Origin of the sequence: Paramagnetospirillum kuznetsovii, from assembly GCF_003284725.1 — a bacterium.
GTDB classification, from domain to species: Bacteria; Pseudomonadota; Alphaproteobacteria; order Rhodospirillales; family Magnetospirillaceae; genus Phaeospirillum; species Phaeospirillum kuznetsovii.
In genome coordinates this window covers 162,069-182,292 of sequence record NZ_PGTO01000003.1, presented here as the reverse complement: position 1 = coordinate 182,292, position 20,224 = coordinate 162,069, and the positions used below count along the sequence as shown (strand labels likewise).

The 20,224-nt window shown below is 64.9% G+C and carries 17 protein-coding genes; 10 read left to right on the top strand and 7 right to left on the bottom strand.

The window, feature by feature from the left end:
• Window positions 1–37: 37 nt before the first annotated feature.
• Genes pseG through CU669_RS05735 form a run of 6 tightly spaced genes read left to right on the top strand, consistent with a single transcriptional unit; the run spans window position 38 to window position 8,550 of the window.
• Entirely contained in the window at window positions 38–1,480 is a 1,443-nt protein-coding gene (gene pseG / locus CU669_RS05760; protein ID WP_112142869.1) for a UDP-2,4-diacetamido-2,4,6-trideoxy-beta-L-altropyranose hydrolase, read from the top strand.
• Window positions 1,477–3,294: a glycosyltransferase family protein gene (locus CU669_RS05755; protein WP_112142868.1), complete on the top strand. Its 1,818-nt coding sequence runs from the start codon at window positions 1,477–1,479 to the stop codon at window positions 3,292–3,294. The genes pseG and CU669_RS05755 overlap by 4 nt, the downstream gene beginning before the upstream one ends.
• 51 nt (window positions 3,295–3,345) lie before the next feature.
• Complete coding sequence (gene pseB / locus CU669_RS05750) at window positions 3,346–4,383, top strand: UDP-N-acetylglucosamine 4,6-dehydratase (inverting) (RefSeq protein WP_192884583.1); 1,038 nt, start codon at window positions 3,346–3,348, stop codon at window positions 4,381–4,383.
• Window positions 4,380–5,567 carry a UDP-4-amino-4,6-dideoxy-N-acetyl-beta-L-altrosamine transaminase gene (gene pseC / locus CU669_RS05745; protein WP_112142866.1) on the top strand — a complete coding sequence of 396 codons (1,188 nt, stop codon included), beginning with the start codon at window positions 4,380–4,382 and terminating at the stop codon, window positions 5,565–5,567. The genes pseB and pseC overlap by 4 nt, the downstream gene beginning before the upstream one ends.
• Entirely contained in the window at window positions 5,564–6,517 is a 954-nt protein-coding gene (locus CU669_RS05740; protein WP_112142865.1) for a Gfo/Idh/MocA family protein, read from the top strand. Before pseC ends, CU669_RS05740 begins: the two co-directional genes overlap by 4 nt.
• Window positions 6,514–8,550, top strand: coding sequence for an aminotransferase class III-fold pyridoxal phosphate-dependent enzyme (locus CU669_RS05735; RefSeq protein WP_112142864.1), 2,037 nt, complete (start codon window positions 6,514–6,516; stop codon window positions 8,548–8,550). Before CU669_RS05740 ends, CU669_RS05735 begins: the two co-directional genes overlap by 4 nt.
• Window positions 8,551–8,701: 151 nt before the next feature.
• On the opposite strand, the gene CU669_RS05730 is transcribed toward CU669_RS05735, so the two are convergent.
• Together CU669_RS05730 and CU669_RS05725 are read right to left on the bottom strand one after the other, a co-directional pair.
• A complete protein-coding gene (locus tag CU669_RS05730) occupies window positions 8,702–10,015 on the bottom strand; it encodes a methyl-accepting chemotaxis protein (RefSeq protein ID WP_239988561.1) in 1,314 nt (437 codons plus the stop codon).
• Window positions 9,990–10,508, bottom strand: a complete 519-nt coding sequence (locus CU669_RS05725) for a PAS domain-containing protein (RefSeq protein ID WP_112142862.1) — start codon at window positions 10,506–10,508, stop codon at window positions 9,990–9,992. Before CU669_RS05725 ends, CU669_RS05730 begins: the two co-directional genes overlap by 26 nt.
• A gap of 439 nt (window positions 10,509–10,947) precedes the next feature.
• Here CU669_RS05725 and CU669_RS05720 point away from each other — a divergent pair, with 439 nt between their 5' ends.
• On the top strand, window positions 10,948–11,811 hold the full coding sequence (locus CU669_RS05720; protein ID WP_112142861.1) for a 23S rRNA (adenine(2030)-N(6))-methyltransferase RlmJ: 864 nt from the start codon (window positions 10,948–10,950) through the stop codon (window positions 11,809–11,811).
• Between the two features lie 94 nt (window positions 11,812–11,905).
• Window positions 11,906–12,307, top strand: coding sequence for a hemerythrin domain-containing protein (locus CU669_RS05715; RefSeq protein ID WP_112142860.1), 402 nt, complete (start codon window positions 11,906–11,908; stop codon window positions 12,305–12,307).
• On the opposite strand, the gene CU669_RS05710 is transcribed toward CU669_RS05715, so the two are convergent.
• The 5 genes from CU669_RS05710 to CU669_RS05690 all read right to left on the bottom strand — a co-directional run bounded on the left by CU669_RS05710 (window position 12,308) and on the right by CU669_RS05690 (window position 17,356).
• On the bottom strand, window positions 12,308–14,011 hold the full coding sequence (locus CU669_RS05710; RefSeq protein WP_161539593.1) for a sensor histidine kinase: 1,704 nt from the start codon (window positions 14,009–14,011) through the stop codon (window positions 12,308–12,310).
• Window positions 14,008–14,628 (bottom strand): ParA family protein, encoded by a 621-nt coding sequence (locus tag CU669_RS05705; protein ID WP_112142858.1) that lies wholly within the window; start codon window positions 14,626–14,628, stop codon window positions 14,008–14,010. The genes CU669_RS05710 and CU669_RS05705 overlap by 4 nt, the downstream gene beginning before the upstream one ends.
• 41 nt (window positions 14,629–14,669) lie before the next feature.
• Window positions 14,670–15,995 carry an ATP-binding protein gene (locus CU669_RS05700; protein ID WP_112142857.1) on the bottom strand — a complete coding sequence of 442 codons (1,326 nt, stop codon included), beginning with the start codon at window positions 15,993–15,995 and terminating at the stop codon, window positions 14,670–14,672.
• 175 nt (window positions 15,996–16,170) lie between these two features.
• Window positions 16,171–16,854 carry a response regulator gene (locus CU669_RS05695; RefSeq protein ID WP_112142856.1) on the bottom strand — a complete coding sequence of 228 codons (684 nt, stop codon included), beginning with the start codon at window positions 16,852–16,854 and terminating at the stop codon, window positions 16,171–16,173.
• 4 nt (window positions 16,855–16,858) lie between these two features.
• The gene (locus CU669_RS05690; protein WP_112142855.1) at window positions 16,859–17,356 is read right to left on the bottom strand and encodes a MarR family winged helix-turn-helix transcriptional regulator; all 498 of its coding nucleotides are present in this window, start codon (window positions 17,354–17,356) and stop codon (window positions 16,859–16,861) included.
• Between the two features lie 112 nt (window positions 17,357–17,468).
• Between CU669_RS05690 and CU669_RS05685 the strand changes: the two genes are divergently transcribed.
• Window positions 17,469–18,341 carry a branched-chain amino acid aminotransferase gene (locus CU669_RS05685; protein WP_112142854.1) on the top strand — a complete coding sequence of 291 codons (873 nt, stop codon included), beginning with the start codon at window positions 17,469–17,471 and terminating at the stop codon, window positions 18,339–18,341.
• Window positions 18,342–18,489: 148 nt separating this feature from the next.
• The gene (locus tag CU669_RS05680) at window positions 18,490–20,196 is read left to right on the top strand and encodes a methyl-accepting chemotaxis protein (RefSeq protein WP_239988560.1); all 1,707 of its coding nucleotides are present in this window, start codon (window positions 18,490–18,492) and stop codon (window positions 20,194–20,196) included.
• Window positions 20,197–20,224 lie beyond the last annotated feature (28 nt).

Sequence of the window (20,224 nt, the reverse complement as noted above, 5' to 3'; positions counted from 1 at the left end):
CGTTGATCGCATCAGGCTTTGCGGCGATGATCGGGCCATGGTGACAACCCCTCGGACAGCTCTGTTTCGCGCCGATGCTTCCGCGACACTCGGCATCGGCCACGTCATGCGGTGCCTGACCCTGGCCGCCGAATTGAATCGGCGCGGCTGGCGCTGCCGCTTTGCCTGCGACGCGGAGACTTTGCGGACGGTTCCGGCGCTGCGAAGCGCCCCGGTGGAGTTGATCGAACTTGCCGCCGCCCGCGACCCCGCCGCCCTGGCGGCCCTGGCACCGCCGCAATGGCTGGTGGTCGATCATTACGGCCTCGATCAAGCCTATGAGAGGGCATTGGCCGCTTGGGCCGAACATATCCTGGTGCTCGACGATCTGGCCGACCGGCCGCATCACTGCGACATCCTGCTGGACCAGACCATCGGTGCCTCGGCCGATCGCTATCTTGGCCTGGTTCCCCACTGGGCGGTGGTGCTGGCTGGCGCCGGTCATGCGCTGTTGCGTCCGGATTTCGCCGAGGCCGGGCCCAGCCGTGTGGTGCCGCTGGACCGCATCCTGGTTTCGCTGGGCGGCACCGATCCCACCAATGCCACCGGATTGGCGCTGCAAGCCTTGGCGGCGGTGGGACTTGGGCTTCCGGTCAGCGTGGTGATGGGCGGGGCCGCGCCGCATCTGGAGGCGGTGCGGGATCTGGCGTCCCGTTTGACGCCGCAAGCCGAGGTTCTGGTGGATGTGGCCGACATGGCGGCTTTGATGGCGCGCTGCGGCTTGGCGGTGGGGGCCGCCGGGACGTCGGCGCTGGAACGCTGCCGCATGGGATTGCCCTCGGTGGCGGTGGTGATCGCCGATAATCAGCGCGATATCGCCAAGGGGCTGGAGCGCGAAGGCGCCGCGCTGGTTTCCGCGCTGGATATTGCGGCGCTGGCCCGCAGCCTGTCGCTGCTGGCGGGCGACGAGCGCGCCCGGTCGCGCATGGCCGGGCGGGCGCGGTCCCTGTGCGACGGTCGGGGCGCGGCCCGGCTGGCGGATTTGATGAGCCTGGACTTGCGCCGGGCGGGGCCGGAAGACGGCGAGGTGCTGCTGGCGTGGCGCAACGATCCCGTGACGCGGGCCAATTCGCTGGAGACCGCCGAGGTGGAGCGCGACCACCATTTCGCCTGGCTTGATCGCGTCCTGGCGGATCGCGAACGAATCCTTATGATCGGCGAATATGGCGGCGAGCGGATCGGCATGGTGCGGTTCGACACCTGCCGTGACAAGGAATGGCGGGTGTCCGTCTCCGTCGCTCCCGAGGCGAGGGGGAAAGGCGCCGGACAGGCTTTGCTGACCATGGCGGTCTCGACGCTGTTGCGCCAAGTGGGGCCGGTGGACTTGATCGCCGAAATCCGCGAGGCCAATCCCGCCAGCCGGAAGATTTTCGTCGCCTGCGGCTTCGTCCAGGCGGATCGCGCCGACGAAATTCTCTATTTTCGGAGGAATTCGAGGTGACGCCGCCGGAGGTTCCCGCCATGGCCGCCATCGCCTGCGGCTGGATCGAGGACGAAGTCCCCGAGATGCTGCAAGCGGGCATGCTGGAGCGGGTCGATAAATGGCTGGCCCATGGACATCTGCCGCTGGGGGGGCTGTGGCATCCCATCGTGGAGACCCTGCGGCGCAGTGGCGCCTATGACGTGGAACTGGCCGCCTGCCGGGTGATGGTGTCGCTGGAACCCATGCAGCCCAGCTTTCGTCTGCGGCTCGGCCAATGCCTGATCCGGGTGGGTCGGCAGGACGAGGCGCGGCGGATGCTCGGCGGCCTTGTCGGTCTGCCGCTGATCCGGATCGAGGCCTTGCTGCTGCTGGCCGCCAATGGCGGGCTGTCTTCGCCGCAATGGGACGAGCTGGAAGCTCTGCTGGCGGAAGAGGGCGGTTGGACCGGCAGCCATGGCGCCTTCATCCGCGGCATGGTGGCCTGCGGCATGCCCGAGCGCGCCGAGGCTTTCATGACCCAGTGGACCAGGCGCTGGACCATCGCTCCCACCCAGATCATGGAGATGGGGGTGATCGCCATGCTGCTGGGCCAACCGCTCAAGGCGCGTGGTTTCTTCGACCCGCTGTGGAAGGACGCCTCCGACGCCCAGGCGGAGATGGTCGGACGATTTGACGGCACCGTCCGGCCCTATGATGACGAGATCGAGGCCGCTTTGCTGTCGCGGATCGAAGCGGCATTCGCGCTGGACGAGGAGAATTTGGCCCGCATTGTCCTGCCCGATCACGGCCCCGAGGCGCTGCGGGTGCGGGTGATGATGGTGACCTTCGGCGACCGCGCCCTGGCCAACGACTTCGCGGTGCATTTCCGCGAGAGCGCAAGAATCGCCGGAGTCGATTTCCACCTCCATGCCGATTCGGCCCTGGCGGTTCCCCGCGAATTCCAGGGCTCCGATGCCGAGGTGGCCGAAAGGCTGGCGTTCTTCGAGTCTGAATTGGAGCGCCTGCGGCCCGATGTGGTGGTGATCGACTGCGTCTCGCCCTTGATCCTGCGCGGTCTCAATCCTGGCATCCTGATGGATTTGAAGCTGCGGCTGGGCTTCAAGGTGGTCTGCCTGATGCGCGATTCCCATCGCTACGCCATGGCCCTGCTCAGTGCCTGGGCGCCGGTCTGCGACGCCATGGCCGCTGATATCCTGTCGCCGGTCTTCGGGCCCGATCATGCGTCCTTCAACCATCGGGTTCTGCCCATGGTGGTGCCCGCCCTGCACGATGCGTTCCTGCGGCCGCATCATTCCGACCTGGACATGGTGTTCATCGGCAGCGTCAATTTCGTCGCCCGCTACGCCCTGTTGTCGGTGCTGATGACCGAGGATATCGGCTTTTCCGCCATCATCGGCGAGCGCCGCGCCAAGGAGGCGCCCGACATGGAGGCCTATGCGCGGATATTGAGCCGCGCCTCGGCGGTGCTGAACATTTCCGTCCATACGCCGGAAGATCATCTGGTGACCGGTAGGGTGTGGGAGACCATCGCGGCGGGATCGCTGCTGGTGGAGCAGGACAATCCCGGCACGGCGCGGTTCTTCCAGCCCTATCGCCACTACCTGCCCTGGGGCAGTCTGGAAGAGATCGTCCATCTCGCCCATTTCATCAAAAGGCAGCCCCGCTGGGCCGAGCGCATCGCGGCGGAAGCCCATGGCTGGGCGACGCGGTGGTATGGTCCCAAGGCGATCTGGGGCGGATTGCTGGGCCGCGCCCTGACCCAGGCGCCGCCCCCCGATCCCGAGGCGGCGCGGGCCGCCGCCCATGCTTGGATGTCGGTGACGTTTGGCTAAATCTTAACCATTTCCGGCGACCCTGAGGGGTCCGCTTTTTCCGAAGGAATGATGACCGTGACTCTCCTGAACACCTTTCGGCGCGACGATATCCGCGAAAAGCTGGCCGGCAAGTCCATCCTGGTGACGGGTGGAACCGGCTCGTTCGGCAAGCAGTTCGTCCGCACCGTGCTGGGGCTGGATTGCGTCAAGCGCCTGATCGTGTTCTCTCGCGACGAGCAGAAGCATTTCGACATGCAGCAGGAATTCCCGGATCACAAATATCCGGCCATCCGCTATTTCCTGGGCGATGTGCGCGACCTCGAACGCCTGCAGATGGCGTTTCGCGGCGTCGATATCGTCGTTCACGCCGCCGCCCAGAAGCATGTCTCGCTGGCCGAATACAATCCCACCGAATGCCTGCGCACCAATGTGTGGGGCGCCGAGAACGTGGTGCGCGCCGCCATCGACAACGGCGTCGGCACGGTCATGGCCCTGTCCACCGACAAGGCGGTCAGCCCGGTCAACCTCTATGGCGCCTCCAAGCTGGCGGCCGAGAAGGTCTTCATCGCCGCCAACAATCTGTCGGGCAGCGCCCAGACCCGGTTCGGCGCCGTGCGCTACGGCAATGTGGTGGGCTCGCGCGGCTCGGTGGTGCCGTTCTTCCGCGACCTGATCCGCAAGAACGCGGAATTCCTGCCGATCACCGACGAGCGCATGACCCGCTTCTGGATCACCTTGCAGCAGGGCGTCGATTTCGTGCTGTCCTCCATGTGCCTGATGAAGGGCGGCGAAATCTTCATTCCCAAGATTCCCAGCATGAAGATGACCGATCTGGCGAAGACCATGGCCCCCGACCTGCCCTACAAGGTGGTCGGCATCCGCCCCGGCGAGAAGCTGCACGAGGTGATGGTCAACGAGGAAGAAGCCCGCACCACTCGCGAGATGGACGACCGCTATGTCATCCATCCCATGCTGTCGTTCTGGACCACCGATGCCCAGACCGAGGGCGTGCCGGTGCCCGACGATTTCCGTTATGCCAGCAACACCAATAGCTGGTGGCTGTCCGAACACGAATTGCTGGGGATGATCAGTCGGCTGGAGCTATGACACGACCTCTGCCCTATGGCCGCCAATTCATCGACGATGACGACATCGCCGCCGTGGTGGCGGCGCTCAAATCCGACTGCCTGACCACCGGTCCCGCCGTGACGGCCTTCGAGGCGGCATTGGCGAAGGTGACCGAGGTGGCCGATGCGGTCGTGTGCTCGTCGGGGACGGCGGCCCTGCATCTGGCGGCGCTTGCCCTGGACCTGGGGCCGGGCGATGCGGTGATCGTGCCGTCCGTGACCTTCGTCGCCACCGCCAATGCGGCCCGCTATGTGGGGGGCGAGGTGGTGTTCGCCGATGTGGACCCCGCCACCGGCCTGATGGGCTCCGAGCATCTGGAAGAGGCGCTGCGCCGCTGCGGCGGCCTTGTCCCCAAGGCGGTGTTTCCCGTCCATCTCAACGGCCAGTGCGTCGCCATGAAGGCGCTGTCCGAGGCCGCTCGCCGTCATGGTCTGGCGGTTGTGGAAGACGCCTGCCACGCCCTGGGCAGCCGTCAGGGCGAGGCGGCCACCGGGGCCTGCGCGTGGTCCGACATGGCGGTGTTTTCGTTCCATCCGGTCAAGACGGTGGCCATGGGTGAGGGCGGTGCCGTCACCACCGGCGACGCGCGTCTGGCCGAGCGGCTGCGGCTGTTGCGCAGCCATGGCATTACCCGTGACCCCGACGGCTTTCTTCAGCCCGACGAGGCGTTCGACGCCGAGGGGCGTCCCAATCCCTGGTATTACGAAATGGCCTCGCCCGGCTTCAACTACCGGGCCAGCGACCTGTCCTGCGCCCTTGGAACCAGCCAATTGGCCAAGCTGGATCGCTTCATGGCGCGCCGCGCCCAACTGGTGGCCGCCTATGACCGGGCCCTGGCGCCCCTGGCGCCTCGGGTGGTGCCGGTCGGCCGCGCCGCCGACGGCGTTCCGTCGTGGCATATCCAGGTGGTCCTGATCGACTTCGCCGCCTGTGGCACCACGCGGGCCAAGGTGATGCGGGGTTTGGCCGAACGGGGAATCTCCACCCAGGTGCATTACCTGCCGGTGCATCGCCAGCCCTATTATCGCGGCCGCTCGCCGGGGCTTTCGCTGCCGGGGGCCGATGCCTATTACGATCGCTGCCTGACCCTGCCGCTGTTCTACGGCATGGAGGACGACGAGGTCGAACGGGTGGTCCGTGAATTGGGGAGGGTGCTGTCATGATCGGAGTTCTCGGCCTCGGCAGTATCGGACTGCGCCATGCCCGCAACGCCCTGTCCCTGGGCGAGCGGGTGGTGGGATTCGACCCCTCGCCCGAACGACGGGCGCTGTTGGAAGCCGAAGGCGGCCGCATCGCCCTATCGCGGGACGCGGCATTGACCGCGTCGCGGGCGGTGGTCATCGCCAGCCCGTCCGACCGTCACGAGGACGATCTGGCCGCCGCCATCGCGGCGGGCCGCCATGCCCTGGTGGAAAAGCCCTTGGGCCATCGTATCGGCCGGTTGCCGGACTTGCTGGAACAGGCCGACAAGGCCGGGCTGGTGATCGCCGCCGCCCTCAACATGCGGATGCATCCCTGCGTCCAATTGACCCGTGCCGCCCTGGCCGACGGCGCCTTGGGGCGGGTACTGTGGGGCCGCTTCCTCGCCGCGCTCTATCTGCCCGACTGGCGGCCGGGCCAGGATTTCCGGCAGGGCTATGCCAACGATCCCAAGACCGGCGGCGCCATCTTCGACTATATCCACGAATTCGATCTCGCCACCCATCTGTTGGGCAGCTTCCGGCCGCTGGCCTGCGTCGCCACCCGGACCGGGACGCTGGGACTGGCCTCCGAGGACATGGCCGACGCCATTCTGGAACATGCCAACGGCGTGACCTCGACCATCCATGTGGATTACGTGACGCGGCCGCGCCTGCGCGGCTTTCACCTTGCCGGGACCGGCGGGCAGATCCATGTGGATCTGGACCAGCGTCACTTCCGCCATGTGGGCAATGACGGCAACGTGCGGGTCGATGTGACCATGAACGGCGCCTATGCCGATGATTACCGTGCCGAAATGGCGGCATTCCTGGCCTCGACCAAGGGGGCCCCGCCGGTTTGCGGCGGGGCGGAAGCCCTGGCGGTGCTGGAAGGCGTCATTCAGGCGAGAACCCTTGCCGGATTGCCGTCATGACTGCTGTCGCCATCATTCAGGCCCGCCTGTCCTCCACCCGTCTGCCGGGCAAGGTTCTGCTGCCGCTTGGGGGGCGTCCCGTGTTGGATTGGGTGGTCACGGCGGCCCAGGCCATTGCCGGCATCGACAAGGTGGTGATCGCCACTTCTGGCCAAGGCGATGACGACGCTATCGCCGCTTGGGCCAAGGCGGCGGGCGTTGCCTGCCATCGCGGCCCGCTTGACGACGTGCTGGAACGCTTCGCCCAGGCGGCAAGGGCGGAACGCGCCGATATCGTCATGCGGCTGACCGCGGACTGCCCGCTGCTGGACCCCCGGGTCTGCGGCGAGGTTCTGGCTCTGCTGAAACGGAGCGGCGGCGCCTATGCCAGCAATGTCACGCCCGCCAGTTGGCCCGACGGTCTGGACTGCGAGGCCTTCACCATGGCGGCATTGGAGAGTGCGGCGGCGGAGGCGACGCGGGCGGCGGACCGCGAGCACGTTACCGTCTTCATCCGTGATCGCCGTCACCGCTTCGCCCAGTCCAGTCTGGTCTGCCCGCTGCCCGGCTTGCAGTCGGAGCGTTGGACCCTGGACGAGCCCGCCGACCTTGCCTTCCTCGAAGCGCTGGTGGAGCATCTGCCGGAACGGCCGTCCTATCTGGACGTGCTGGCGGCGCTGGATGCCCGGCCGGAATTGCGCGCCATCAACGCCCGCATCATCCGCAACGAGGGTTTCGCCAAGTCGCTGGCCAAGGAGTCCCTGCCGACCTGGAATGGCGCCGTCACCAGCACGGCGCTGCTGGCCCGCGCCGAGAAAGTGATTCCGCTGGGCAGCCAGACATTCTCCAAGAGCCGACTGCAATATCCCGCCGACTCGCCCATGTTCCTGACCCACGGATTGGGCGGCAAGGTGTGGGACGTGGACGGCAATTCCTATGTGGACATGGTGTGCGGTCTGCTGCCGGTGGTGCTGGGCTATCAAGATCCGGACGTGGATACCGCCATCCGCAACCAACTGGCCAACGGCATTTCGTTCAGCCTCGCCACCACCTTGGAGACCGAACTGGCGGAACGGCTGGTGGACCTGATCCCCTGTGCCGAATCCGTGCGCTTCGGCAAGAACGGCACCGACGCCACATCCGCCGCCATTCGCCTCGCCCGCGCCTTCACGGGCCGCGACCGGGTGGCGGTGTGCGGCTATCACGGCTGGCAGGACTGGTATATCGGTTCGACCACCCGCAACAAGGGGGTGCCCGAGGCGGTTCGGGGGCTGACCGGCACCTTCGCCTACAACAATCTCGATTCGGCCCGCCAACTGTTCAAGGAGCATCCCGGCGAGATGGCCGCCCTGATCATGGAGCCCATGAACGCCGTCGATCCGGCGCCCGGCTATCTGGCGGAGCTGAAGGAACTGGCCCACGCCCATGGCGCGCTGCTGGTGTTCGACGAGGTCATCACCGGCTTCCGCTATCACTTAGGCGGCGCCCAGACGCTGTTCGGGGTGACGCCCGATCTGGCCTCGTTCGGCAAGTCCATGGGCAACGGCATGCCCATTTCGGCGGTGATGGGCCGCGCCGACGTGATGCATGAGATGGAGGAGGTGTTCATCTCCGGCACCTTCGGCGGCGAGGCGCTGTCGCTGGCGGCTTCCATCGCCACCATCGACAAGATGAAGCGCGAGCCGGTGATCGATCGCTTGTGGCAAACCGGCGGTCATTTGGCCACCGAGGTCGCCAAGCTGGCCGCCCTGCATGGGCTGTCCGAGGTCTTCTCCCTGGTGGGCCGCGCACCGTGGATGATCCTGGCGGTGCAAGACCACGCCAAGGCGCGCAAGGAGGCGATCAAGACCCTGTTCGCCCGCGAGATGCTGCGGGCAGGCGTGCTGTTCCTGGCCAGCCACAATGTCTGCTATGCCCACGACGGCGCCGATGTGGCGCGGGTGCTGACCGCCTGGGACGTGGCGCTGGCCAAGGTGGCGGAGGAACTGGCCACCGGACGGCTGGAAGAGCGTCTGCCCTGTCCGGCGGTGATGCCGGTGTTCAAGGTCCGCTAACGGGTTCTCCTGCCATCTGGATGGATGATAACGCTGTCCCACGCGCAGGCGGCCGGGACGCCCGCGCTCCAATTGACGCGCTATTCTCGGAGCGCGGCCGTCCCGGCCGCTTTCCACAAGAGTCGTCTCATCGGACGTGCGTATCGCCGCACTACCCCTGCTTGATCCCCGAACAGACACGGGCGACGAAGGCGTCGATATCGTCGTTCATGGACACCGTGCGGGCGGCAAGGTCGCCCGCCGCGATCAGAACCTGACCGGCGGCGTCGGTGGCGGTTCCGGCGGTGGACGCCACGTCGCCGATGGTGTCGGCCACGGTCTGCACATCGGCGGCGACGGTCCGGATGGACCGGCTCATCTCGGCGACGGCGGCGCTTTGCTGCTCGGTGGCGGCGGCGATGCCGGTGGCATTGTCGTTGATCTCGCGAATCTTGCCCGCGATATTGCGAACGGCGCCCACCGCATGGTGGGTGGCATTGCGCATGCTTTGGATCTGGCTGGAAATCTCGTCGGTGGCGCGCGCCGTCTGATTGGCCAGATGCTTGACCTCGTTGGCGACCACGGCGAAGCCCTTGCCCGATTCCCCGGCGCGGGCGGCCTCGATGGTGGCGTTCAGCGCCAGCAGATTGGTCTGGCTGGCGATCTCGGTGATCAGGTTCACCACTTCGCCGATTTTCTGGGCCGCCTGGTTGAGTCCGTTGATGGCCTCGTCGGTCTCGGTGGCGACGCGCACGGTTTCCTGGGCCATGGAGGCGGAATGCTGGATGCGCTCGGCCACCTCGCGGATGCCGCCGGAGACCTGCTCGGCGGCGGCGGCCACGGATTCCACATGGCTGGAGGCATCGTTGGCGGCATCGGCGACCCGCGCCGAGGTGTCGCTGGTCTGGTTGGCGATCTCCGACATCTGGCGCGCCGTGGCTTCCAACTCGGTGGCGGTGGCGGCGACCACATTGGTCACATGCTTGATGCTGTCGCCGATGCCCGCGGCCTCCGAGGTGAAGGTCTTGGCGCGGCCTTCCATTTCGCTCAGCGCCTTGTTGATCAGGCGGGCGTGATCGGAAAACTCGCCCACCAGGCCGTCGGTCAGGATGTGGCGGAAATAGCGTCCCTCGGAGGTCAGCGCCATGGCGGCGTCGGCTTCCTTGGTGAAGACCTCGGTCAGGTCCAGCAGGCGGTTGATGGTATGCTCCAACTGACCCAGCACACCCGTTTCCGAGATTCCGACGATGCGGGCATCAAGACGCCCCGAGGCAGCCTCGCCCAGCACGTCGCAGGCGCGGTGGACGGCGGTGCGGGCCTGATGGATGCAATACAGCGCGACCAGCGAGCTGACGGCGGCGGTGGCGATGGCGGCGGCGTCCAGGGCGGCGCCGCGGGTCAGGGTGATGATCGCCCCCACCACGCACAGACCGGCGGCGACGGCGCAGGCGATCAGCGCCTTAGAGAGAGAAGACGAATTCATCATACGGCACTCCGGCGGTTTGCAGCGTGGCGATCACGGCCTGGAACGCCGCTTCCATCCCGGCCTTGCGGTCGGGGTTGCCCTGCTCGATGGCGAGCAGTTGCCGATACAGTCCCTCTGCCTTCTCGACCGCTTCGCGGCGTGGGGCGCGGCGGTTGGAGTGGTAGCTGACGATGTTGCCGGACTTGTCGAATGTGGGGGTGACATGGGCCAGAACCCAATAATGGTCGCCATTCTTCGCCCGGTTCTTCACATAGGCGAAGATTTCCTTGCCGGTGGAGATGGTGTCCCACAACAGCTTGAAGACGCATCGCGGCATCTCGGGGTGACGGATGATGCTGTGCGGCTGGTTGAGGATTTCAGCCTCCGAATATCCCGCCATCCGAAGGAAGACTTCGTTGGCATAGATGATTCGGCCCTTCGCGTCGGTCTTGCTGACGATGATCTCGTCGGAGGCGAAGCTTCGCTCGACCCCAGAGAGGTATGTGTCGGCCATATTGAGATCTCTCCCCACAGAGAATACGCCAAAACTCAAATAACGGACCCGAACTTTCATCGACCTTGGAAGTTCGCGGATTATACATGATCGGGCATATGAAAACGATAGATTAGTAAAAATAAAATTTGACAAAATGTCACAGGGTTTGGTCGCCACCTACCATTTGGCGCCTTCGCATAGTGTCAACACTGTATTGGAGGAGTCGACATTTCGGCGAATTTAAAATCATTACAATTTAAGAAGAACCCCTGGTAGAATTTTTTGATCGCGTATTTTTAAGTTATGGTTGGACTGCCGATGCTTTCGAATTTCGCCTGTCTCGCTTATACAAAGCCCCATTGATCGAAACCGATCACCGGGCCCTTCATGCGCCGGGCGGGGATCGAGGAAATCCTTGGTATTATGGTCCGGCAAACCTGGAGAACACGGCCCCACGATGAATTATCGCCACGCCTACCACGCCGGTAACTTCGCCGATGTGATGAAGCATGCCGTGATCACCCTGGTGGTGGATGCCTTGCTGCGAAAGGACAAGCCGTTCTTTGCGCTCGATACCCATGCCGGGTTGGGTGCCTATGACCTGGAATCGGTGGCGGCCGGCAAGACCGGCGAGTATCTGGGCGGCATCGCCAAGGTCTTGGCCGCCCCTGTGGCCCCCGTGCAGTTGGCCCACTATGGGGAGATCATCCGCAGGTTTAATCCCGAGGGCGGCTTGCGTTGGTATCCGGGCTCGCCGGAGATCATTCGGAGCATGATGCGGCCCGATGACCGCATGGCGCTGGTGGAGCTGCATCCGGAGGACGTGGGGGAACTCAGGCGCTGCTTCGCGGGTGACGGGCGCGTAGGGGTTCATCACATGGACGGTTACGTGGCGGCCAAGGGGCTGCTGCCGCCGGTCGAGCGGCGCGGCCTGGTGCTGATCGATCCCCCCTTCGAGGTCAAGGACGAGATGGACCGCTTGCTTGCCTCGTTGCGGCGGATACGCCGTCTGTGGCCGACCGGGGTGGTGATGGTGTGGTATCCCGTCAAAGGGCGCGAGCCATTGCGCCGCTTCCATCAGGCCATCCGGGACGAGGGCGGCCCGAAGGCGCTGGCGGCGGAACTGCTGATCCATCCCGACGACGATCCGTTCCGGCTGAACGGCAGCGGTCTGCTGATCATCAATCCACCCTGGCGGTTGGACGAAGACTTGGCCGCGCTATTGCCCTGGCTGGCCGAGGTGTTGGCGCCGGACCGTGGCGGCTGGAGGCTGGACTGGCTGATCGAGGAAGAGGCGGGAGAGGCCAAGGCGAAGGGATAGGTCACTACTACTCATGGTGCTATCCATTTCCCCACCTGCAATGTGGACTTCCAATAGGGCAAATTGGCGGCGAGCAGAAGGTGAGGAGTCCGCCATGATCGCAATTTGGGACAATCGACTGTCGGTCGGAGATGCGGCAATCGACGCCGAGCACCGTCTCGTCCTCAATCTGCTCAACGAACTCGATGTTGCTTTCGCGGTCAATGCGCCTCCCGTGGTGGTCGAAAAGGCGCTGGAAGCCCTGGTGAGGGCGGTCGATCGTCATTTCGCGCGCGACGCGGACGAACCGGTGGGGCCGGTTGGACGCCATCTGGCCTTCGCGACCAAGGTCGCCCGTCTCCTCGACAACTGGCGACAAGGCGACCACCGCGCCATCGACCGCCGCTCTCTGCTGGATCTGGGGCGGCGATGGATCGATCACATGGGCTATCGCGAATCGCCCGGCGTTCCCGCCCGGTCAAGGGGAATGGACATGGAACAGCGCTTGGCGGGCTGATCAGGCCTTCGGCAAGTCCAAGGTCACCGTCGTTCGCTCCCCCTTGACGCTGAAGACCGTCAGGTTGCCGCCGTGCAATTCGGCCAGTCGTTTGGCCAATGGCAGCCCCAGGCCGGTGCCGGCCTCGCTTCTCGCAATGTCCGAGACATTCTGGCCGAACGGGGTCAGCGCGGTTTCGACCTCGCTTTCGCTCATGCCGATTCCGTTGTCGGAAACCGCCAGATGGAAGGCGTCGGCGGACTCGGTCAGCGTCAGCGTGATCGATCCGCCATCGGGTGTGAACTTGATGGCGTTGGAGAGCAGGTTGAGGATGATCTGACGAATTCGGCGGGGATCGGCAAAAGCCGGTGACTGGGATCGGATGTCGAGGGTCAGCCGCAAATCCTTCTCGTCGGCCTTGGGGTTGACGATGGCGACGCAGTTCCCCGCCAATGCCCCAAGGTCCACTTCCGCGCGCTCCAAATCCGCCTTGCCCACCTCGATCTTCGACAGATCCAGGATATCATTGACGAGGCTTAGCATGTGCAGTCCCGAAGATTGCACATGGCCGAGATAGTCGTGGCAGCAGTCTTGGCAAGAGTGTCCGGGAAAGCCGGTCATCAGGGCATCGGAGAAGCCCAGGATGGCGTTGAGCGGGGTGCGGAATTCGTGGCTCATATTGGCGAGGAAAGCCGACTTGGCCTGATTGGCCGTGTCGGCGGCTTGTCGCGCCCTGGCCAATTGGTCGAAGGATTGCTCCACCAAGGCCAATTGGCGAAGCAGACGGGTCAGCAGCGCGATCACCATGATGTTTACCACGATGCCCGCCATTGCCAGCGCCGCGCTTTGGGTGCGCCAGTCGGCGAGAACGTCGTCGTGATCCCGCGACACCACTGAAATCAGCGGAAAGTCGCTGCCCCGGGTTGACCCGAACAGTCTGACCCGGCCATCCAGCGGCGAAACGATGATGCCGTCGCCATGCTCCTTGTCCCGACCTTCCAGGAAGGCGGGAAGGGTGGCGATGGAATGACCGACGAATTGCTGGTGATCCGGGGATCGCGCCAGGATGGTGCCTTCAAGATCGACCAGCGCCACCGAGCCGAGGCGGCCGGGCGACGCGGTGGCCGTGACCTTGGCCAATTGTCGCAGATCAATGGTGGCGGCGATCACGCCGGCAAAGGATCCGTCCGGCGCTTCCAGCCGACGGCTCAAGGCAACGATCCAGCTACCATCGTTGCGGCTTCGGATCGGGGTGCTGAGATAGGGCTTTTGCGACCTGTCCGTCATATGATGGCTGATATAGGGGCGATCCGACAGGTCCACCGGTCCAAACGGTTCGGAAAGATTTGTCCCATAGAAGGTCTTGCCGTCGGCTCCGATCACTAAAATGGCTCTTGCTCCGGGCACCAGTTCGACCTGGCGCTTGAGAAAGGCGAGAATGGCCCCATTCCCACGCCTTCGCTCCTCGCGTTGGAACGAGATCAACTCGGCGGCGCCGATCAGCACCTTGTCGATGGCACCCAATTGCGCCTCAACCGCCGACGACAGCAGGCGGCTGGTGTTGACGGCGCTTGTCGTGGCGATCCTCAGGGCTTCCGCCCGTTCGGTGCCGATCCAGACAGCGGCACCGACGTCGAGCGCCGCCAGGACGATGACCACCAAAATGATCATGCGTCGCCGAAGGGTGGCGGAATCGGAATTACGGCTCGCCCTGTCCAGGGTCATCGTTCCAGCAGTTCGAGCAATGGCCGCCATTCCAAGGCATAGGACTGGGCCCGGCGATCCTTGGCGTCGAGCACCGTGGACCCCTGGGCGGCAAGGCTGGGATAGATCTGACTGTCGCGCAGCCGTGCCACCACCGGAAAGCCCAGCCCGCCGAAGAAGCCGTCCAGATGGTCGCTGGTGCGGGTTCCCGGCCGCAGGCGATTGCCCACCACCGCGACCACGCGCTTGTTCTTGCGCACGGCCTTGACCTTGGCGAGGCGCTCCAGGAAGTGGGCGGTGGCGTCCTCGTCGAAGGCGCCGGGCAGCACCGGCACCACCACGATGTCGCTGATGCCGATGAGGGATTCCACGTCCTTGTGATGCATGGCGGCGGGGGCGTCGATCACCAGCATGGCCAGACCCTTGGGTGGTGTTCCCACATCCTTGGACCAGTCGAGTCCGGTGATGGGCGGCAGGCTTTCGGGCCTGCGCCGCAGCCAGTTCAGGCTGGACCGCTGGCGATCGCAGTCGCCGATGGCGGTGGCGAGGCCCTTGGCGGCGAAGGCGCCGGCAATATGGGTGGCCAATGTGGTCTTGCCGCAGCCGCCCTTGATATTGCCCACCAGAACCGTCCGCATCCCGCTTCTCCTTACCCGCATGCGGCAGGGATCGTAGCATCTCAAAGGGGCAGTCGCACCCTGACTCTCAAGCCCCCCAGCGGCGAATCCTCCAGCAGCGCGTCGCCGCCATGGGTCCGGATGATGTCGCGGGCGATGGTCAGGCCAAGACCGACGCCGCCGGTGCCCACATTGCGCGACTGCTCCAGGCGGGTGAAGGGCTTGAACACGTCCTCGCGGTTGGCCGCGGGAATGCCGGGGCCGTCGTCGTCGATCAACACCTCGGCGGCGTCGCCACGACAGCCGACCCGGACCCAGACATGGCCGCCATAGCGGATGGCGTTGCCGATCAGATTGCCCAGCGCGCGGGCCATGGCGTCGGGACGCAAGGCCATGACCACATGGCCTTCGCTGTGCAGGTCGATGGTGCTGCCCTGGCGGCGGAACCGCCCCACCACCTCGTCCACCAGATCGGGCAACGAGGTGGGAAGCGGCTTTTCGCTGCCCTCGCCACGGGCGAAAGCCAGATAGCCTTCCACCATGCGCTCCATCTCGGCCACATCTTCTTCCAGGTCGGCGCGGCCTTCCTGGTCGTCCATCATGGCCAATTGCAGCTTCATGCGGGTCAGCGGCGTCCGCAGATCGTGGGAGACGCCCGCCAGCATCTCGGTGCGCTGCTGGATCTGACGTTGGATGCGGCTGCGCATCAGGTTGAAGGCCTGGGCCGCCTGGCGGACCTCGCTGGCGCCCTCGGGCTTGAAATTGGCGACGTCGAGGCCCTTGCCGAACCGGTCGGCGGCAATGGCCAGCTTGCGGACGCTGCGCACCTGGTTGCGCATGAAGACGGTGGCGACGCCGAACAGCAGCATGGCGGTCCCCAGCATCCACAAGATGAAGACGGTGGTGGTCGAGCTGAACAGCCGCTTCTTGGGGGCGTAGACCTCCATCAGCCCTTCGGGCAACTGGATGCGAATCACGACTTCGCGCTCGAAGGTGTCGGCATCCAGGCGATAGGGGCGCTGGACCCGCTCATCCATGGCCTCGGCCATGGCGCGCTCGAGAAACGATGACGGCTTTTGCTGCGGCAGGTTGGGCAGAATGCCGCCGGGGACAAAGCGGATGTCCAGTTCCATCTTGGCCGCCGCGATGGCCAAAATCATCAACTGTTGTTCGGGTTCGGGAAACGCGCGGGTTGCCTCGATCACCGTGCCGATATCGCCTGCGATGCCCTTGGCCAGCCGTTTGGCGACGGTCTCCCAGTGGGCGCCGTAGAACACATAGATCGAGACCATCTGCAGGACCACCAGCGGCATGATGATGATCAGCAGCGAGCGCCCCAGCAAACCCTGGGGCAGCAGCCGCTTCAGCCAGAGGCTCGGTCGGATCATGATTGTTCCCGTCGCGTGTTGGGCGCGGCCATTATCCCCGTCGTCATTCCCGCGAAAGCGGGAATCCATGGCGCGGACGCGACGACGTGACATATCAGGCGCATGGTTCGGTCCCATCATGGACCCCCGCCTGCGCGGGGGTGACGAGAAAAACAGCAAGCAATGGCGGCGACGACTAATCCGGCCGCAGCATATAGCCGGTGCCGCGCACCGTCTGAAGATAGCGCGGCAGCTTGGGATCGTCCTCGATCTTCTTTCGCAGGCGGGTGACCTGGACGTCGATGGTGCGGGGATTGGCCGAATTGCCGGTCCGCGACGCCAGATCGTCGCGGGATACGCCCTGTCCGGCGGCATCGGCCAGGATGGCCAGCAGGTCGCGCTCGGCCTGGGTCAAATGAATCGGTTGGTCGCCCTGGCGCAATTCCGAGCGCGCCATGTCCCAGATGAACGATCCCAGCCCCAGTTCCCGGCTGGGCTTCGGATCATCGCGGGGAGCCCGGCGCAGGATGGAACCCAGCCGCAGCAGCAATTCCCGCGGTTCGAACGGCTTGGACAGATAGTCGTCGGCCCCGGCCTCCAGGCCGGTGATGCGGTCGTCCACCTCGCCCCGCGCCGTCAGCAGCAAGATGGGCACAGGGTTGCCGTCGGCCCGCAGGGACCGCGTCAATTGGGTGCCGTCCTCGCCGGGCATCATGACGTCCAGAACGATCAGGTCGAAGGACAGCCCCGCCATGCGCGAGCGCGCCTCGGCGGCGTCGGCGGCGGTCGCCACCAGATAGCCCGCGTCGGTCAGGTATTTGCGCAGCAGTTCGCGCAGACGCCTGTCATCGTCCACCACCAGGATGTGGGCGTCGTCCACGGCGTTATCTCCTGTGTGGCTGGCGCGACGGGAAGCGGGAGCGGTCTGCCTCCTCCACCAGTCCCAGCAGAACCTTGCGGAAGCCGTCCACCGCCTCGGCGCCCGCATCGCGGTAGGCCCGCGCGATGCGGCCGCGCTGACGCTCGGTCAATTGGCGTTCCAGCTCGATCCCCTTTTCCGTCAGCTCCAGAAGCCTTTGGCGGCGGTCGCGAAGACCGGGGCGCTGGGTGATGAATTTTTCGCGCACCAATTGGCCGAGAACCCGCGACAGGCTCTGCTTGGTGATGCGCAGAATCTCCAGCAGGTCGCTCACCGTGATGCCGGGATGGCGTCCGACGAAATAGATGACGCGGTGGTGGGCGCGGCCGAAACCGTAGTCGGCCAGGATGGCGTCGGGCTCCGCCGTGAAGTCGCGATAGGCGAAGAACAGCAGCTCGATGCCCTGGCGAAGCTCCTCCTCGCGGAGGAAGAGGGGGTTGAAACCGGTTTTTATGTCAGTCATATTGACATATATGACCTAAAAATGTTACGCCGTGCAAGCGTAAATGCTAATTTTCGGTCGCGACAGTTCGCAGCCCGACTTCACGCCACCCTTTTCCTGGACGGACATTCCCATGGCAGTTCTCCCCTTCGACGACCGTGACGGCTATATCTGGTTCGACGGCAAGCTGGTTGACTGGCGCGATGCCGGCATCCACGTCCTGACCCATGGCTTGCATTACGGCTCGTGCGTATTCGAAGGAGAGCGGGTCTATAACGGCAAGGCGTTCAAGTTGCGCGAACATTCGCAGCGGCTGATCGAGTCCGGGCGTATCCTGGGTTTCGAGATTCCCTACACGGCCGAGCAGCTGGACGAGGCCACCATGGCCACCGTCAAGGCCAACAATATCGTCGACGGCTATGTCCGGCCGGTGGCGTGGCGCGGCAGCGAGATGATGGGGGTCGCCGCCCAAAGCAGCCGCATCCGCGTCGCCATCGCAACCTGGACATGGCCCAGCTATTGGAGCCCCGAGGCCCGCATGAAGGGCATCCGCCTCAACATGGCGCAATGGAAGCGGCCCCACCCGGAAACCGCGCCCACCCAGTCCAAGGCGGCGGGGCTGTATATGATCGCGACCATGAACAAGCATAAGGCCGAGAGCGATGGCTATGAGGATTCTCTAATGCTCGATTGGCGCGGCCAAGTCGCCGAGGCCACCGGCGCCAATATCTTTTTCGTCTTCGGCAACGAGTTGCATACACCGACGCCCGACTGCTTCTTGAACGGAATCACCCGTCAAACAGTCATCGATCTGGCGAAGAAGCGCGGCATCAAGCTGGTGGAACGCGCCATTCTTCCCGAGGAAATGGCGAAGGCGACCGAATGCTTCCTGACCGGCACCGCCGCCGAGGTGACGCCGGTGCGCGAAATCGGTACCTTCAGTTTCACCCCCGGCGAGATCACCAAGCAGCTGATCAGCGACTATGACTCCTTGGTAAGGCTCTAATTTGCTGGATTGACGCCCCGGTTGATTTTCATCGCAAGACTGAATGGTCGGTGTTTTCTTTTGCGGCCATTCATAATAGTCTCTGTATGGGGATTGACTGGGGCGCCGCGACCGGACTGGACCGGCCGCATCAGCAAGTGGAGTATTCGTGTCGCACGCATGGCGCAATTTGCGGCTTTCCAGCCGCTTCATGGTCATAGTTGGTCTCGGCGTCGTTGCCCTTATTGCCAGTGTCGTGACGACCATCGCCCGGTTCGAACGGGCCGAGATGGAACGTCAATTGCTGCAATTGTCGGCCAACGAGATGACCTCCCTGCACGCCCTGATCCAGAACGTCATGGCAAAGCGGCCCGAGGATGGCGACAACGTCGGCATCGCCGTATTCAACAACTGGTTCGACAGCCGCAACATCCATTATCCCGGCAAGGTCTGGAGCGCGTGGGGCACCCATGTGGTGGCCCATATGAAGGACGTGGAGCCCGACCGGGCGCCCAAGCTGCCCAAGGATGACATCGACCGCGAGGCCATGGCCGCCAAGGTTCCGGTCAGCCGCTTCATGGATGGCTATTTCCGCTATTCCCTGCCCATCGTGCTGGGCGTGACCGAGGGCGCCAAGAGCGAGGTCTGTTTCGCCTGCCATGGCGGCATGGGCATGCAAGAGGGCGATGTCATCGCCGTTCTGTCCTCATCGCTGTCCACCGAAGAGTCCGAGGCGCGGCTGAACAAGGTTCTGACTTGGCTGACCCTGGGCGGCATCGCCGCGACCATTCTCGCCGTCTTGGGGGTGCGCTGGATTCTCAAGGGCATCATCGCCGATCCCATCGAGGACATGACTGTCCGCATGAACCAGTTGGCCGGTGGCGACACCTCCATCATGGTGCCCGCGCTGGACCGCCAGGACGAGGTCGGCGACATCGCCCGCGCCGTCCAAGTGTTCAAGGACAACACCATCGCCAAGCAGCAGATGGAGGGCGAGGCCCGCGCGGCGGCTGCCGCCCGCGAGGCGCGCATGCGGCGGCTCGAGGATCTGATCGCCAATTTCGACCGCACCGTCACCGCCGTTCTCGATTCCGTGGGGGCGTCGTCGCAGCACATGACGCTGACCGCCCGCAGCATGGTGGAATCCGCCGATCAGGCGCTGGAGAAGGCTAATTCCGCCGCCGGTCAGGCCCGTGACGCCAACGAGAACGTCCGCATGGTGGCCGCCGCCGCCGAGGAACTGACCTCGTCCATCAACGAGATCGCCCAGCAGGTGGGCATGTCCAACGAGGTGGCCGCCTCGGCCACCAAGGAAGCCAATTCCGTCAACAGCCGCGTCCAGGGACTGGCCGGGGCGGCGGAAAAGATCGGCGAGATCATCGAGATGATCACCGGTATCGCCGAGCAGACCAACCTGCTGGCGCTGAATGCCACGGTGGAAGCGGCCCGCGCGGGCGAGGCCGGCAAGGGCTTCGCCGTGGTGGCCTCGGAGGTGAAGAATCTGGCGCGCCAGACCGTCGGCGCCACCGAGCAGATCTCCAATCAGGTCAACACCATCCAGGATGAGACCGGCAAGACCGTGCGCGCCATCCGGGGCATCGGCACCACCATCTCCTCCATGGACGGCATCACCACCACCATCGCCGCCGCCATCGAGGAGCAAGGCGCCGCCACCCAGGAAATCGCCCGCAACATCGACCATGCCGCCTCGGGGACCAATTACGTCTTCGAGAACATCACCGGCGTGTCCCAGACCATCCACGAGACCGACCGGGCGGCCAAGGACGTGCTGGGCGCCGTCGAGGCGCTTCAACAGCAGGCCGCCACCCTGCGCACCGAGGTCGATCGCTTCCTCGGCAGCATTCGGGAGGCTTAGCCCAAAGCGGGCGGGACGCCCGCGCTCC

Coding starts and splice junctions, on each gene's coding strand:
- pseG (WP_112142869.1), top strand. CDS start 38: ATGGTGACAACCCCTCGGACAGCTCTGTTTCGCGCCGATGCTTCCGCG.
- pseB (WP_192884583.1), top strand. CDS start 3,346: ATGACCGTGACTCTCCTGAACACCTTTCGGCGCGACGATATCCGCGAA.
- pseC (WP_112142866.1), top strand. CDS start 4,380: ATGACACGACCTCTGCCCTATGGCCGCCAATTCATCGACGATGACGAC.
- CU669_RS05740 (WP_112142865.1), top strand. CDS start 5,564: ATGATCGGAGTTCTCGGCCTCGGCAGTATCGGACTGCGCCATGCCCGC.
- CU669_RS05735 (WP_112142864.1), top strand. CDS start 6,514: ATGACTGCTGTCGCCATCATTCAGGCCCGCCTGTCCTCCACCCGTCTG.
- CU669_RS05730 (WP_239988561.1), bottom strand. CDS start 10,015: ATGATGAATTCGTCTTCTCTCTCTAAGGCGCTGATCGCCTGCGCCGTC.
- CU669_RS05725 (WP_112142862.1), bottom strand. CDS start 10,508: ATGGCCGACACATACCTCTCTGGGGTCGAGCGAAGCTTCGCCTCCGAC.
- CU669_RS05720 (WP_112142861.1), top strand. CDS start 10,948: ATGAATTATCGCCACGCCTACCACGCCGGTAACTTCGCCGATGTGATG.
- CU669_RS05715 (WP_112142860.1), top strand. CDS start 11,906: ATGATCGCAATTTGGGACAATCGACTGTCGGTCGGAGATGCGGCAATC.
- CU669_RS05710 (WP_161539593.1), bottom strand. CDS start 14,011: ATGACCCTGGACAGGGCGAGCCGTAATTCCGATTCCGCCACCCTTCGG.
- CU669_RS05705 (WP_112142858.1), bottom strand. CDS start 14,628: ATGCGGACGGTTCTGGTGGGCAATATCAAGGGCGGCTGCGGCAAGACC.
- CU669_RS05700 (WP_112142857.1), bottom strand. CDS start 15,995: ATGATCCGACCGAGCCTCTGGCTGAAGCGGCTGCTGCCCCAGGGTTTG.
- CU669_RS05690 (WP_112142855.1), bottom strand. CDS start 17,356: ATGACTGACATAAAAACCGGTTTCAACCCCCTCTTCCTCCGCGAGGAG.
- CU669_RS05685 (WP_112142854.1), top strand. CDS start 17,469: ATGGCAGTTCTCCCCTTCGACGACCGTGACGGCTATATCTGGTTCGAC.